The sequence below is a fragment of the Trinickia violacea genome (assembly GCF_005280735.1).
Taxonomy (GTDB): Bacteria; Pseudomonadota; Gammaproteobacteria; order Burkholderiales; family Burkholderiaceae; genus Trinickia_A; species Trinickia_A violacea.
Window position 1 is genome coordinate 3,109,108 of record NZ_CP040078.1, and the last position, 14,969, is coordinate 3,124,076.

Here is a 14,969-nt window from a genome sequence, read left to right on the forward strand (position 1 = left end):
GAATATGCCTGCGGGTTTTCACTGAGGCACCCCCACCGCATCCGGGGGATCGCCTGCCACGCATTGCGAATCAGCGGCGACGCGGGCTCGAACTCGCGAGGCGCCAGGGCCAGCAGGCTGGCCACTGGAAGTCGTGGTGCGCTACCGTATGACGACTGTCACGGATCATAGGATTCGCACTACCCGCCGGAAAGACTGCGCCTGGTTATACTGAAAACCCGCGGTTGTCGCCCTACAGCAGGCCTTGCCGGAAAAACATGAAACTGCATCACCTGGAGGCGCTGGTCTCCGTTGCTGACGCCGGAAGCATCCGCGCAGCGGCACGCCTGTTGCAGCTGTCCCAGGCGGCCGTCACCAAGGCGTTGCGCGAGCTGGAAAGCGAACAACAGCTTGCGTTGTTTGTGCGCACTGCCGGCGGCGTGAGCTTCACGGACGCCGGACACAGGCTGCTGAAGCACGCGCGACTGGTCATCGGGCAAATGGAGCGCGCCAGCGAAGAACTGGCAAAACTGCGCGGGGACCAGGCCGGCAAGCTCACCATCGCGGTCACCCCACTGGTTATGGTCACCTTTCTTGCAGAGACAGTATCGCTGTTCCGCAAGCAGATGCCGTCGATCCAACTGGAGATCTTCGAAGGACTGACCGCAGTGGCGTTACCGCGCCTGAGGGAAGGCGCGCTGGATTTCGGCATCCTCGCGCTGGCAGTGGCGCTGACGGACCAAGAATTCGACATCGAACCGCTGTTTGGCTACGAGCCGCGCGTAATGGCCCGCCGCGGACATCCGAGCGCCGGGAAGCACTCGTTGCATGATCTGCTCGACCAGAACTGGGCGGTCAACTTCACGCCAGCGAGCTATGAGAGTTTGATGCAGCGAATGTTCTGGCAGCACGGGGCGAAGATTGCCCCCGCCCGCCTGCATGGCGCGCATTCCTATTCACTCATGCTTGAACTGGTGCAGTACTGCGATATGCTCACTTGGGCCCCGGGACCCTTGCTGCTCACCGAGTCCATGCGCGACTGGGCGCAGGCACTGACACTGGATGAGCAGTTTGAGACCCGTCATGTCAGCGTAATCAGCCTGCGCAACGCGATGCGTAGCCAGGCAGCGAAGTGTTTTATCGACTGCCTGTGCAAGGTCATCCGAACGCGCTCGCGATCTGCGAGTGAGGCGAACCGCACGCTGTTCGACCGGCTGGAGTTACTGTTGTGACGCGACATTCACGCATGATGTTGCGCAACGCTCAGCGATAACGTGATGTATTTCGCCTGCGCGGTGCCATCTTGATCAGAAAGGAACTTCATTTCCGACTCAGGGGAGCAAGACACGGTACATCTGATTGCTCGCGGGGACCTACAGCAATGAAGAAAATCTCGCCTTGCTGCGGGCACGCCTGTTCTCGTGTATCCGCTCACTCACCGTAAATGTCAAAGTCAAAGTACTTTTTGGCGATCCGGGGTTGTGTCGCGATAAGGAAAGTGTGACGAGCAAGTGTCCGAGATTAAGAGGACTGCTTACATCGCAAGAGAATAGAATTGTTCAGCTGCAGTGTAAGCGCTCGAGGAGCACCGTAGCACAGCTCGTTGACGACGGACATGAGGAATGCTGCCGGACTGGTTCGCCTCGAGTAGAGGACGGCAGCGTCGATGCTACGCTCCATGGTAGCAACCCCTTGATGCGATTGGCCGGATGATCGGCGATATGGATCCGATGTACCGTGACTTGCTCGCCTGAGTCAGAGATGAAGTTCCCTTTCGCGGAAGATGGCACCGCGCAGGTGAGGCGAGTCAGTTCATCGCGTCGTGTTGTGCAACATCATGCGCGAATGTCACGTCAAAACAGTAACTCCAGCCGGTCGAACAGCATCCGGTTCGCCTCACTCGCAGATCGCGACCGCGTTCGGATGACCTTGCGCAGGCAGTCGACAAAGCACATCGCTGCCTGGCTGCGCATCGTATTGCGCAAGCTGATCACGCTGACACGGCGGGTCCCAAACTGCTCATCCAGTCTTAGCGGCTGCGCCCAATTGCGCATGGACTCGGTGAGCAGCAAGGGTTCTGGGGCAACAGTGAGCATATCGCTGTACCGCACCAGTTCAAGCATGAGTGAATATGAATGTGTGCTGTGCAGTCGGGCGGGGGCAATCTTCGCCCCATGTTGCCAGAACAGGTCTTGCATCAGGCTCTCGTAGCTGGCTGGCGTAAAGTTGACCGCCCAGTTCTGGTCGAGCAGATCATGCAACGAGTGCTTCCCGGCGCTCGGATGTCCGCGGCGGGCCATTGCGCGCGACTCATATGCAAACAGCGGTTCGATGTCGAATTCCTGGTCCGTCAGCGCCGCTGCCAGCGCGAGGATGCCGAAATCCAGCGCGCCTTCCCTCAGGCGCGGTAACGCCACGGCGGTCAGTCCTTCGAATATCTCCAACTGAATCGCCGGCATCTGCTTGCGGAACAGCGATACCGTCTCTGGAAGAAAGGTGACCATGACCAGCGGGGTGACCGCGATGGCGAGCTTGCCGGCCTGGTCCCCGCGCAGTTTTGCCAGCTCTTCGCTGGCGCGCTCGATTTGCCCCACGACCAGTCGCGCGTGCTGCAGCAGCCTGTACCCAACATCCGTGAAGCTCACGCCGCCGGCTGTACGCACGAGCAACGCAAGCTGCTGCTCGCTTTCCAGCTCGCGCAACGCCTTGGTGACGGCTGCCTGGGACAGCTGCAACAGGCGTGCCGCTGCGCGGATGCTTCCGGCGTCAGCAACAGAGACCAGCGCCTCCAGGTGATGCAGTTTCATGTTTTCCGGCAAGGCCTGCTGTAGGGCGACAATCGCGGGTTTTCAGTATAACCAGGCGCAGTCTTTCCGGCGGGTAGTGCGAATCCTATGATCCGTGACAGTCGTCATACGGTAGCGCACCACGACTTCCAGTGGCCAGCCTGCCGGCCCTGGCGCCTCGCGAGTTCGAGCCCGCGTCGCCGCTGATTCGCAATGCGTGGCAGGCGATCCCCCCGGATGCGGTTGGGGTGTCCCAGTGAAAACCCGCAGGCATATTCTGCGTTGCCGGCCATCAGCTTCCATTGCGCTTGATTCTTTGCTTACGAAATACGTACAAGTTCAGACCCAGGGTAAGCACTCAAGCAAGGCCGTAGCCGAGGTTGAGTGCTTACAAGCGTATCTGCATTACGTCATCGAGCGCATTGCCGATCACCCCGTCAACCGTATCGACGAACTGCTGCCATGGAACGTCGTGCCGCATCTGCCCGCAGCGGCAAAAGCCGCCTCCATTCGGTAAACACTTCCATCGCGTTCGTCAACAACCTCGGCTACGGCCTTGCTTGAGTGCTTACGTTAGTTCGAGCGTCTACAAGCGAACCAAAGTCCCAAGGAGGCTGAGGCATCTATGGCGAGTGACGCTCCGGGAGTGGTGTGGAAAACCAGAGTTCGTTGTCCTCTGTATTTCCCAATGGGGCCGCGAGGGTGCAACTATCAATCCGTCGGAAGCAAACGCTGGGGGCTCGTGAATTCGGCGTTCGAATTCTCTACAATGGCGTGATTAAGTTGACAGCTTGGCTTTGCTCGTGGGAGAAATCGTCGACCACGAGGAACGCGAGCAGAATGATCGATGGCTAACGAGGCCCACCCATTTTACCCACGCGGTTAGGTGCCGCTTACACCGTTACGGTGTCAGCGCGTCGTTTCACTCGATCAGAAAGTCGTTTCGATCCTTGCCACGAATCCAGTCTGGTTCGCGGCCTCGCCCGCTCCACGTGCGGCCTGTCGCCGAGTCACGGTACTTCACCTTCGCGCCTCGAGACTGGTGCGTCTCGACTGCCATCCGATATTCGACCAGATCGTCCAAGCTCACGCCCCGCTCGTTGAGCAGTTCGAAGACCTCGTCAATGAAGCGCCGCACCTCACGGACGCGAGCGATTTCGATCTCGCGTTGGAGTTGGTCGAATTGCTTTAGTAGTGAAAAATAGGAATTCATGAAGAACGGTTCTCCGTTTCCGCAATGGACAGCACGTATCGACCGCCCACGTTCAGTTCCCGTCCATCATCTCAATTGTCATGCGACGGCTTCACGGGAATGACCGTCAGGGCAATTCGTGCTGACAGGATTCACGCTGCCAACGCCAACCGAGTCGATCCTGTTAGCAGCCACTCCGCGCCTTGCGAGTTAGGCGCGAATGGTCAGCGCGTGGGCGAGCGATAAGCGTTTATTGTAGGAGTCCGAGCCGATCCGGTCGGCGTAGCCCTTAACCTTAGTCCGCGTATCCCGCGTCAGTTCGCCAGAGAGCGTTGCGGCGACCTAATCGAACTTCGCACGGTCTTCCGGCCGCAAATCTTCGAGTGCTGATTTATTGAGCGCGAATAGCACGGAAGCGTCGAGTGCGATCGGCTGTGCAGCGGGCACGAACGGCACGGACCTGGCTATCGACGGGTTCAAGAAACGCACGCAATCCGGCTCTTTCCAGTAGGTAGCCGTGACTCGTCCATGCCCGTCGTACCGGACCTGGTACTGGCAGGAAACGAACGCATTGCTATCCGCGGTGCGGAAATCGAAAATGTAATTCCAGACGCGCACCGCGATCACACCTTCGTTGAAATGTGGCTCCTGCAGCAACGCGTATACCTGATCCTTCGTCAGCCCAGGCGCCATTTGCCTGAGGTTGTCGACATTGACGAACGTCCCTTCCTTCAACCAGGCGCTGCTCCGATCCGGAAAAATGACCGACCCGTCGGGCGCCGTCATCGGCACCATCCCACAGCTGGCTACGCACACGGTCGTGCCCAGCAACGCAAACAGTTTGCTCGCTTCCTTCATTGTCTTTCCGTTGTCTCGCACGGGCCGTGTTGCCGCGCCGTGTGTTCACCATTGATAGCCCGCGCCGATCACCGCGCCAGTACCGCCGCGGCTGCTGGTCGTCAGCGAGCCCTTGTAGATCCACCTGCCGTTTTCCGACACGGTCGACACGCCGAACGCGAGCCCTTGTTGCCCCTGCCACGTCGACCCGGCGACCGCGAGTACGCTCTTGCCGGGTCCGGCTGGTTGCGGTAAACCGGCAACTGCCATCGCGGCTGCGGCACCGCTGTTCATATCGCGCCGCAGGCTGCTGACCTGCTGGTCCGTGTACTGGTTCGATTGCGAAACTGCACTTGAGACACCGGCATTCAGCTGATTCACGTTGACCGCGTCGGTACCGTTCACACCTGCCGCGACGTTGCTGAGCGTGCGCTCATTGCCCGTCGAGCCAATCGACACGGTGTTTGGCGCGGTGGCGACCGAATTCGCGCCGAGCGCAACCGAGTTCGCGCCGCTCGCGTTCGCATGGTCGCCAATCGCGGTGCTGCCGCTGGCCGACGCGACGCTGTCGCTGCCACCGGCGGTCGCGTTTTCGCCGCTCGCAACGGGCGCAGTGTAAGTCCCCGGATTGCCGGTGATCCACGTCCTGCCACTGCCCGGATTCGTCGACGGCAGGCTGCTGATCGTCGTGTTCAATGTACTAAGCGCGCTTTCGAGCTGGCCGAGGTTGACGGCATCGGTCAACTGCGTGCCGGGTGCAACGTTCGTGATCTGTCGCAGCGTACCGGAGGCTCCCACCGACACCGCGCCGAGCGCTGTCGTGAAGCTGCCGCCGGTGATTGGGTCGACATAGGTGCCGGCCTCGCGTGACGCAACAGAACCCGCGCCGAGCGCCACGCCGCCGAGCGTCGCGACGCTAGCGCCGTTGCCTAGCGCAAGCGATCTGCCGCCCGTCGCCTGCGCGCCGCTGCCGAGCGCGACGTCTCCCGACACCGCGGTATTGCCGTTGACGCCCGCTAGCGCACCAGAGCCTTGCGCGATAGACGAATCGCCGTATGCAGATGCGGAAGGGCCGACCGCGATGCTGTCGGTGCCAGTCGCACTGGAATCGGCCGCATTCGAGTTCGCGTGGAAGTATTTGATGCCGCCACCGTTGACAGCCGTGTCAATGGCACTTGCCACCGCGTAAAGCTCGCTACCGTTTACTGCATCGGTCGACGTCGCGGTGACGCGGCCGGCCGCGACGTTGGTGATCTGGCGCTCGGCTCCAGGTGCCCCAACAGACACCACGCTCGCCGGATTCGCGCCTGCGAAGCCCGAAAGCGTGAGCTGACCGCCCGACGCAGTTGCAATTGTCGCGCTGTTCGTCGGATTCGCGGCAGCTGTACCCGAGCCCGCGCCGAGCGCGACATCGTTTTTGTTATTTGCGGAGGCCCCCGTTCCGATCGCGATCGCGCCAATTCCACTGGCCGTAGAAGTCGAGCCGATGGCGATCGAATCCTGCGCCACAGCATCTGCTCCATAGCCCTGTGCCACCGAATAGCCGCCAGTGGCCGTGGCGTTTTCGCCAATAGCAGTAGAGGCGGAGTCGGCGCCGCTGAAGGTGCTGATGCTGGCGCCGGCATAGGCGTTGGTGCCAATAGCGATGTCGTTGTTGCTGACCGCCGAAGATTTTTGACCGACGGCGATACCCGCGCTACCCGTAGCGGCAGCAAAAGGACCCAGCGCCACTGCGAATGCCGCCGGCGCATAAGCACCAACGCCAGCGGCCAAGGAATCGGCCCCTGTGGCCCCATTGTTGTTGTAGTTGGCTTGCTGCGTCCCGCCATCGTTGACGCTGTAGTAGTGCGTCGCGGTGGCCGTGACGACGTTCGACAGATTGTTGATTGCCTGGTCGGTCGCATACAGCTGGCTGCCGTTGACGGCATCGGTGCTGGTTGCGCTGACTCGACCCGCCGCCACGTGCTGGATCTGCCGTGGCGCGGTGGTTGAGCCCACGCTCACCACGTCGCCGGCCGCGGGGCTACCACCTGCGTAGGTGTATGTGGCACCGTTGATCGTGCCACTTGGCGTCGGCGTGGCAGCAGACACCGTCGAGCGGTCGCCCAACACCACAGCACCCGTTAAGCCGCTACCAACAATCACGCTGTTGCCCAGCACCATGACGTTGGGGGCATTGACGATATTGTTGCTACCGACAACACTGCTCTCGCCCGCGCCGAGCGCCAGCCTGTTGCCCCCTCCAATGGCGGCGGCATTGTTAGCGGCAACGTTGTTGACGTTGCCAAAGGCGTAACCCGCCGGGCCGCTGATGACGTTACCTTCGCCAACTGCACCCGCGTCTTCGCCCGTGACCCGATTGTTATGACCGAGGGCAAGCGATTGATGGCCACTGGCAATAGCATAATTCCCAGCCGCCAGACTTTCGTCGCCCGTTGCCTGAGCGTTGTTGCCCAGCGCTGTCGCAGCGTAACTCAGTGCCTGAGCATATGGTCCGACAGCCGTCGCCTGCCCCGAAGTAAGACCGCTCAGGCTGGCTGGCGCTCCATTTGCGACGGCCCCAACGCCGACCGCCATATCAGACTGCAGAACCGCCGAAGCGTTCACGCCGGCTGCCAGCGTATTCGCGCCCGTCGCACCGTTGTTGTTGTAGTTGCCTTGCTGCGCCCCGCCATCATTGACGCTGTAGTAGTGCGTCTGACTGGCCGTCACCGTATTCACCAGCGACTGCAACTGGCTCACGTTCACCGCGTCCGTCGCATAGCTGCCCGGCGCCACGTTTGTAATCTGGCGCTCCGCGCCCGGCGCTCCCACACTCACCACCCCGCTCGCCGTGCCCGACAACGTCGCAGAGCCCGGGTTGTAATACGATGTGTTCGCCGCTGCCACGGCCGAATTCGCACCGAGCACCACCGAGTTGTCCACCGCATCCGTCACGTTGCTGCCCAGCACGAATGCGTTATTTGCCGTGATCGTGTTGTTGTTGCCAACGGAGTACGAGCCCGTGCCGCTCACCGTGCTCGGATCGCCGAATGCGCCCGAGCTGGCACCGCTCACGATGTTACCCGTACCGACGCTGACCGACGACGTGCCGCTGGCAGAAGCACCATTACCCAACGCCACAGCGTTACTCGCTGTCGCCTTCGCGGTATCGCCAATCGCCACCGCCTCATCGCTACCGGCAAGGGCTTGGTTGCCTACGGCAACCGCATTATTGACCGCCAACGTGCTGCCAGAGGTCGCACCTATGGCCGGATCAGTGACGGTAGTGGTCGTACCCGCCTGATTGCCGATCGCCACATTGTTGTTGCCGATTACCGCTAATCCCGCCCCGTTGCCCAACGAAACGCTCGAACCGCCGGACGAGCCCGCGCCGGCGAAAGTTCCCATCGAAACATTATAAGAACCGTCCAGTGCCTGACCTGCACCAAATCCCACCGCTGCGTTGTAGTTGCTCGGCTGAGCCGCGCCAGCCGCTCCGTAGCCAATGCCCAGTCCCGTTCCGGCCCAGCTACCGATCGCAACATTGCTGTTGCCAGTCACCAGATTGCCGGACGAGTTCCCATACGACAGATTATTGCTGCCATTGACATTTGAGCCCGCGTAACTGCCAGTAGCCAGGTTGTCGTCGCCAGTTACATTCCCGCCCGCACTAACACCGATCGCAGTATTGATATCGCCCTTGACGTTTGAGCCAGCAAACGCGCCAATCGAAATAGCCGAGGCACCGACAGCGTGCGCGCCATCACCCAACGCGATTGCACCGCCCTGGTTCGCAGATCCGGTTGCCCCCACCGGCGTGCTGTTTGCAGTTGCACCATTACCCAGCGCGGTATCCGCCGTGAAAGATGCGCTCGCACTGTTCCCGACAGCAACGGCTTGGTCACCCAACGCCGACGCGCCGACGCCCGCCGCGAGCGAATTTGCACCTGTCGCGCCGCTATTGTTGTAGTTGCCTTGCTGTGTACCGCCGTCGTTCACACTGTAATACGCAGATTGAGCGTGGACGGGTACACCCGCGGCCGTTACCACGATCGCCGCTGCGCAAGCCACGACTGAAGTCGCGCGACCTTTTCCACTTGTCACCGCCAACTCGGACGCAACGACCGACTGCCCGCGTGTCCAGCTCCATACAACGTTGTACACCTTGTTCATTTCCGTTCCCTCACACGAACCTTCTGGTCCTTCAATTAATTTCGTATATCTAATTATTTACTTTGTGAAACGTATCTGATAACCGAGTTATTCACCGGTCACTTCTGTGTGCTGTTCCAATGCGCTCGTTACGCCGCCCCGCGGCCACCGGAAACGAACGCGTCACCGCGCCTCAATCTCGACGCGCCGGTTCGGTTGCAAGCACTTCACAAGGGCCGCGCCTGCTTCGACGCCGTCACACTGCGTGACCGGCTGGCTCGCTCCTAGTCCGATTGCGCGGATCGTCGTACCATCAATGCCTTGCCGGACAAGCAGGTCCCGAACGGTCCGGGCTCGCGCCATCGACAGTGCCTCATTGTGCTTGTCCGTCCCGAGCCGGTCGGTGTATCCGGTAACGACGATCTCACGGTGCCCGACGAAATCCCGCGTAATTGCCTCCGCAATTTGCGTCACTTGAGTGCGCCCGCCGGGCAGCATATCGGCCAACGCAGCCCCATCGAAGCGAAACAGTCCATCGGTGCCCAGCACTATCTTCTCGGGTCGCGACGATGTATCGCCGGGCGGGATCACATTGACGTCGGGCGGATTCGCGCGCAACGCGCAATCCGGTTGCCGCCAATATGTGGCCGTCACTCGCGAATGCCCATCGAATCGGATCTGATACTGGCACGTGACGAAGTCGTTGCTGCCTCCGATGTGGAAATCGAAGACGTAATTCCAGACGTGTACGAAGAACACTCCTTCGTCAAAGTGCGGTGGGCCGATCAGCGCATATATCTGGTTCTTGGTCATGCCCGGCCGGATCTGGCGAAGATTGGCGACATTGACGAATTCCCCTCCTTTCATCCGCGCCGAATCGCGCGCTGGAAATTCTGGTGACGTTGCACCCGGACGGCTTGTGGTTCCGCAACCGGCCAGCATCATGCTAAACGCGGCCAATGCAACTACATGAGCTAATTTCGTATTCATTTCAAGAGTCGATATTCGCGCGACTCGAACCGGCGCGCCGTGAATCTGGATTTATTGATTGCGGCCGTAGCGGTCGTCGATTCACGACATTAAAAATTCTCTTTTTCTTCAATTAATTTCGCTTTAAGTACTGCCGTCCGATTTCAAGCGTATCCACATGGAAAGTCGCGCCACTTCATACGTGCCGGGCAACGGGAAACACTGCCGATCGTACGTTATACGTTCAACCACAACCTGTATGGTGCGAGAATTTTTCAGAATTCGAATCGTTTTTGACAAAAGTTGTCAATTGTCAATGAGCTGCGAAGCTGACCATAAAATCAATTCGTCGTACTTTATGTATTTGATAATATTTTGACAATTGTTTAGATTTAAATATGATTGCTCTGCTAGAGTGCGACGCGTTCATTCATTAACAGAATACGCGGCCATGCGTATCGCTATCCTCGAAGACGAAGTAACACAGATGGAATATCTGGTCCATGCGCTCGAACAGCATTTCGCTTCGAGCGCCGACGGATTATCCTGCGTCTGCTTCGGCCTCGGAGAATCGCTGCGCGGTGCTCTGCGGTCCGAAACGTTCGACCTGCTAGTGCTCGACTGGAACGTGCCTGACCTGGATGGGCTCGATCTCTTGCGTTGGGTGCGTGAGTACCGGGAAAGCCAGGTGCCCGTCATCGTGCTGAGTTCACGCGGTTCCGAATGCGACGTTGCTGCGGCGCTCGCGACCGGGGCGGACGACTACCTGATCAAGCCACTCAGGCCGCTCGAACTGGCGGCACGGATCCAGAACCTGTTGCGCAAGCAGCAACCCCAAACACAACAGCGGGCGATTGAACGATTCGGGTACTGGGAATTCGATCGCGCAAGTTCCACCGCGCGCCTGTCCCATCCCTCAAATTGCTGTGAAGTCGAACTCACCGCACGCGAATTCCGTCTTGCGCTGGCGCTGTTCGGCAATCTTGGGCAGACCGTATCGCGCGGTTACTTGATGGAGCGTATGGGAACCAGCGGCGAGTCGCTGAGCCGCTCGCTCGACAGCCAGATATACCGGCTGCGAACGAAGCTCGGTCTGCGCCCGGCGCACGGCGTAAGGCTCCAGACCATCTATGGAAAGGGCTACCGGCTGGAGGTCTTTGATAAAGATGCGTAGAGCGAAATTACGTCGTGGCGCGCTGCGCCGTTTTCTAAAATACGTGTTACCGATCATCGCCGTATTTGCGGAGGCGGCATCTTTCGGGCAAGACCACACCCACGTTCTGCGACCGGGCGACACGCTGTGGGGCATCGCCGGACAATATCTTCAGTCGCCACTGCTTTGGCCTGACATCCAGCGACTTAATGGCGTTGGGGACCCGAAGAGGCTGCGCCCCGGAATGGCGCTTGACCTGAACCTAGCCTCCAGAAAGTTCACATTGGAACCGAGTGCCAGCCCGCACGGCCGACAGGCAGCCGATTCGGCCGCATGGACCCGTGACGTGCTCGCCGTTGCCGGCATCGCGGAATTGTCCGGTACGGCGACCCTGAAACGAGGCGACGCACTGGCGCAGCCGCTCGACGAGGGCACACCAGTGCGCGCGGGCGACATCCTGGAGACCGACGAACACACCTATCTCAGCTTCCGCTTGCGCGACGGCAGCACGCTCGTGATGCCGTCCAGCAGCACCGTGCAAGTGGCCGTCGCCAACGGGAGCGCGACGCTGCTGCAATTACTTGACGGCCGCGTCGACGCGCGGGTCGCAAAGCAACATGGCCGCAGGTTCGAGATTCGTAGTCGTACCGTCGCGCTCGGCGTGCGCGGCACGCACTTTCGTGTGCGTAACGAGCACGGCACGGTCACGGCCGAAGTGCTCACGGGTGTCATCGCAGTCTCGGTCGACGGTCATCCGGATATTCTTCTCGATGCTGGACACGGGACGGCACTTGCCGGAGCCGGCGCGCTCGAGTCCCGACAGTTGCTGCCGCCTCCTGGGTTGTCAGACAGCCGCTTCGTTACTAAAACGTTGTCAGCGCAACCTGTTATCGGAGCCAGCGACTATCATTTATTGCTTTCCACCGACCCGGAATTCGTTCACGTTGTCTACGAGGCGACCGCGAAAGACGGCGTATTCTCGTTGCCCGGTGATCTTCCTGGCGGCTTTTACCACGCCAGATTGAGCGCCTTCGATGTGCTCGGCATCGAAGGGGTGCCCAACGACACCATCGTCCATATCCCGGACGAGCGGCAGGAGGACGACGTCCGGCGAATGAGTGACGGCCGTTATGAAATACACTGGTCCGCGCCCCTACGGCAGCGATGCAACTTCGAACTCGCGCGCGCGGCCGATTTCGCGAGCCCGATCGTCAGCGAGCCGGTCGTGTACGGCAACGGTGTCGTGGTCGGGCCGATCGATGTTTCAGGCCGCTACTATTGGCGCGTACGTGCAGTGACCGCCACCGGTGAACCACCGATCGCGGCCGGCATGTTCGACATCCAGCCCAGCGTACGGGTGGGCGACTAATCCGTGAGCCGCCGCTTCATCCTCGAGTGGCTGCTGATCGCGCTGCTGATGGCGCCGCTCCAGTGGTGGCTGCAGGACGCGCCCAGCGTCCCGCTGGTCGACGCAATGCTGTACGACTGGGCCATGAGCCAGCAACGCGCAGCGCCGTCGCCCGACGTGCTGATCGTCGGGATCGATGCACGCAGTCTCGCGGAACTCGGGCCCTGGCCCTGGCCCCGCAAGACGCACGCGCAGCTCCTCGACACGCTTGCGCACGACGGCGCGCGACGTGTGCTGCTCGATTTCTTCCTCGAGGAACCATCCACCAATCGCGATGACGATCTCCGCCTTGCCGCAGCGCTGGGCAGGCTACCCGTCTATCTTCCGCTGCGGGTCGCGGAAAGCCGGGCGAACGGATCGAACGAGCCGGACGGCTTCGTCCGTCCGCTGCCACTGTTCAACCAAAGCGTCGTGGCAACCGCTCATGCCAATGTGACTGTCGACGCAGATGGGGTGGCGCGCTGGATATTCATGCGCGAAGGCGTGCCAGGGCGGCTCGAGCCATTCGTTGGCACCCTGCTGGCCGGTCAATCCGCGCTTGCGCCGTCGGCTCGCACGAGCGCGATGCCCGTGCATAGCGATGGCTGGGACCACCAGGAACCATTCGGTTTTCCCCTTACGCAACCGCTGCACGGATGGCACACCGTATCGTACATAAGCTTGCTTCGCGGTCAGGTACCCGCCGAATTCGTGCGCGGCAAGCTGGTGCTGGTCGGCCCACTAGAGGATTCCCATCTCGAGCGCCTCGTCCCGGTTGGCGTGCCCGGCGGCGCCGCATCGCTCGCCGGCGTCGAGTTGTTGGCTGACGCAGTCGACGCACTGCGCCACGGCCGGGCCATCCACTTGCTCCCGCGCCTGGCGCTCGCATTCAGCGCGACCGTGCCAATATGGCTCGCCCTGACTCTGTTCCTTCCAGCCGCCCGTTACAGCTTGGCAATTGTCGTTTGCGTAGCCGGCTCGTGGCTCGCCATAAGCCTGCTGCTGCTCGCGTACGCGAATGTGTGGTTACCGCCACTACCGACGCTGCTGGGGTTGACCATTGCCTATTTTCTATGGAGTTGGCGTCGCCTTTCCGCATTCTTCCAGTTCTTCGGCAAGCGAATCGCCATGCTGAACGCGTTGCCGGCTGGTGCATTTGAACCGGGCGGCCGCCTCGGCGCACCTGCCTGGGATCACGTCGTCGCGCAGATGGCCGCGCTCGACGCAGCCATCAATCGCGTGACGAAAATCAAGACGATGCTGAGTGTCAGCATCTCTCAAATGCCCGTTGCAGTGCTGGTCTGCTTCGACGATGGCACGATAACGCAGAGCAACGACGCGGCGCGCCGGTTGCTGGAGCCGTCCACAGTGCTCCACGACGCGACGGAAGACGCTCTGTCACGTCGCGATCTGCTGTCGATTCTGCGTGAAACTTGTGTGACACAGCTAGGGGGCGCGTCTTCCGTCCGCCCGTGGTTCGAAACTCTGCACAACGAATACGTTACGCAGCGCGGCCAGGTCTTCAAGCCGCGTGTCGCAGCGCTCGACATTTTCGGCGATGAACCGAGACGATGGATGGTTGCACTGCACGACGTGACGAGCGAGCACCGGATCAAACTTGAGCGTGAACAGTGGATCGGCTACATCTCACATGATCTTCGCACGCCACAGATCAACATCATCAGCCTGCTGAACTTGTATGCCGACGGCGCCGCACAACTCGACGAACGCGCGCTGATTGACGGAGTACGGCGCGAGACGGAACGCTCGATCCGCCTCGCCGACAGTATCCTAGATCTGCTCACTGCCCGATCGGACCGTTATCGCTTCGAACCGGTTCCGGTCGCCGCGCTCGCGCTCGACGCGGTCGATCAAGTCTGGGCGAACGCCGCAGCGAAAAATGTCACAATCGATACGCGCATCACCGACGACGATGCGACGCTCTGGGCCGACGGTCCGCTGCTGACCCGGGCATTCGTCAATCTGCTGCACAACGCAATTCGCCACAGCGCGTCCGGCGACACGATCGATGTCTGCGTGACAGTCGATTACGATGTGGTGCTGCCGCGCATCCACGTCGCGATCCGCGACGCGGGCGAAGGGATGTCGCAGCAACACGTAATGCACCTGTTCGAAAGTCCGCCGGCCATACCGTCGCTCCACGTCAACCGCGATGACGACGGTATCACGCCGCGCGACGATGTTCGGTCGCACGGCATGGGAATACCGATGGTCCTGGAAATCGTGGCCAGACACGAAGGTCACGTCACCGCCCACAGCCTTCCAGGCGCGGGAGCGACCTTTCTGATTGAATTCCCGGTGTGCGTGGTGGAACGTTGACTTGCCGTTTCACAAAATGCAACTATATTCGCGAGAGGCGTTCCCATTGCAACAACTCACGTCAACTGGTCGCGCGTTGCCGGCGCCAGCAATTGCAGATAGCCAGTTGCCGCCCGATATACCCCGCACCGGCAGCTCGCCACCCAAGGCCCGGTTTTGTTGGGCCTTGTAGATTTTCAGTAGCCTTGTTGT

At 60.7% G+C, this 14,969-nt stretch carries 9 protein-coding genes and 2 pseudogenes; 5 read left to right on the forward strand and 6 right to left on the reverse strand.

The annotated features are described in order from the left end of the window. Positions 1-257 precede the first annotated feature (257 nt). Positions 258-1,211, forward strand: coding sequence for a LysR family transcriptional regulator (locus FAZ95_RS36035; RefSeq protein ID WP_137337126.1), 954 nt, complete (start codon positions 258-260; stop codon positions 1,209-1,211). Positions 1,212-1,832: 621 nt separating this feature from the next. Here the strand turns inward: FAZ95_RS36035 and FAZ95_RS36040 are convergent. Then, a complete protein-coding gene (locus FAZ95_RS36040; RefSeq protein WP_137337127.1) occupies positions 1,833-2,786 on the reverse strand; it encodes a LysR substrate-binding domain-containing protein in 954 nt (317 codons plus the stop codon). 370 nt (positions 2,787-3,156) lie between these two features. Between FAZ95_RS36040 and FAZ95_RS40940 the strand changes: the two are divergent. Continuing rightward, a pseudogene (locus tag FAZ95_RS40940) lies at positions 3,157-3,282 on the forward strand (transposase domain-containing protein); the annotation flags it as partial. A 405-nt stretch (positions 3,283-3,687) separates the two neighbouring features. On the opposite strand, the gene FAZ95_RS36050 reads toward FAZ95_RS40940, so the two are convergent. The 5 genes and pseudogenes from FAZ95_RS36050 to FAZ95_RS36080 form a co-directional block, all read right to left on the reverse strand. Further along, a complete protein-coding gene (locus FAZ95_RS36050; protein ID WP_137337128.1) occupies positions 3,688-3,978 on the reverse strand; it encodes an H-NS histone family protein in 291 nt (96 codons plus the stop codon). 321 nt (positions 3,979-4,299) lie between these two features. After that, complete coding sequence (locus tag FAZ95_RS36055; RefSeq protein ID WP_254700144.1) at positions 4,300-4,815, reverse strand: outer membrane protein assembly factor BamE; 516 nt, start codon at positions 4,813-4,815, stop codon at positions 4,300-4,302. 45 nt (positions 4,816-4,860) lie between these two features. Then, positions 4,861-8,775: a YadA family autotransporter adhesin gene (locus FAZ95_RS40945; RefSeq protein WP_254700145.1), complete on the reverse strand. Its 3,915-nt coding sequence runs from the start codon at positions 8,773-8,775 to the stop codon at positions 4,861-4,863. A 54-nt stretch (positions 8,776-8,829) separates the two neighbouring features. Next, a pseudogene (locus FAZ95_RS40950) lies at positions 8,830-8,949 on the reverse strand (ESPR-type extended signal peptide-containing protein); the annotation flags it as partial. Positions 8,950-9,111: 162 nt separating this feature from the next. Further along, on the reverse strand, positions 9,112-9,918 hold the full coding sequence (locus FAZ95_RS36080; protein WP_137337129.1) for an OmpA family protein: 807 nt from the start codon (positions 9,916-9,918) through the stop codon (positions 9,112-9,114). A gap of 430 nt (positions 9,919-10,348) precedes the next feature. Between FAZ95_RS36080 and FAZ95_RS36085 the strand changes: the two genes are divergently transcribed. From FAZ95_RS36085 to FAZ95_RS36095, 3 genes are read left to right on the forward strand one after another with little or no spacing between them, the layout of a single operon-like run. Next, complete coding sequence (locus FAZ95_RS36085) at positions 10,349-11,071, forward strand: response regulator transcription factor (protein WP_137337130.1); 723 nt, start codon at positions 10,349-10,351, stop codon at positions 11,069-11,071. Then, positions 11,028-12,419 carry a FecR family protein gene (locus FAZ95_RS36090; RefSeq protein WP_137337131.1) on the forward strand — a complete coding sequence of 464 codons (1,392 nt, stop codon included), beginning with the start codon at positions 11,028-11,030 and terminating at the stop codon, positions 12,417-12,419. Before FAZ95_RS36085 ends, FAZ95_RS36090 begins: the two co-directional genes overlap by 44 nt. Before the next feature lie 3 nt (positions 12,420-12,422). Continuing rightward, positions 12,423-14,777, forward strand: a complete 2,355-nt coding sequence (locus tag FAZ95_RS36095; RefSeq protein ID WP_137337132.1) for a CHASE2 domain-containing protein — start codon at positions 12,423-12,425, stop codon at positions 14,775-14,777. Positions 14,778-14,969: the final 192 nt, after the last annotated feature.

Coding starts and splice junctions, on each gene's coding strand:
- FAZ95_RS36085 (WP_137337130.1), top strand. CDS start 10,349: ATGCGTATCGCTATCCTCGAAGACGAAGTAACACAGATGGAATATCTG.
- FAZ95_RS36035 (WP_137337126.1), top strand. CDS start 258: ATGAAACTGCATCACCTGGAGGCGCTGGTCTCCGTTGCTGACGCCGGA.
- FAZ95_RS36080 (WP_137337129.1), bottom strand. CDS start 9,918: ATGAATACGAAATTAGCTCATGTAGTTGCATTGGCCGCGTTTAGCATG.
- FAZ95_RS36055 (WP_254700144.1), bottom strand. CDS start 4,815: ATGAAGGAAGCGAGCAAACTGTTTGCGTTGCTGGGCACGACCGTGTGC.
- FAZ95_RS36050 (WP_137337128.1), bottom strand. CDS start 3,978: ATGAATTCCTATTTTTCACTACTAAAGCAATTCGACCAACTCCAACGC.
- FAZ95_RS36090 (WP_137337131.1), top strand. CDS start 11,028: ATGGAAAGGGCTACCGGCTGGAGGTCTTTGATAAAGATGCGTAGAGCG.
- FAZ95_RS36040 (WP_137337127.1), bottom strand. CDS start 2,786: ATGAAACTGCATCACCTGGAGGCGCTGGTCTCTGTTGCTGACGCCGGA.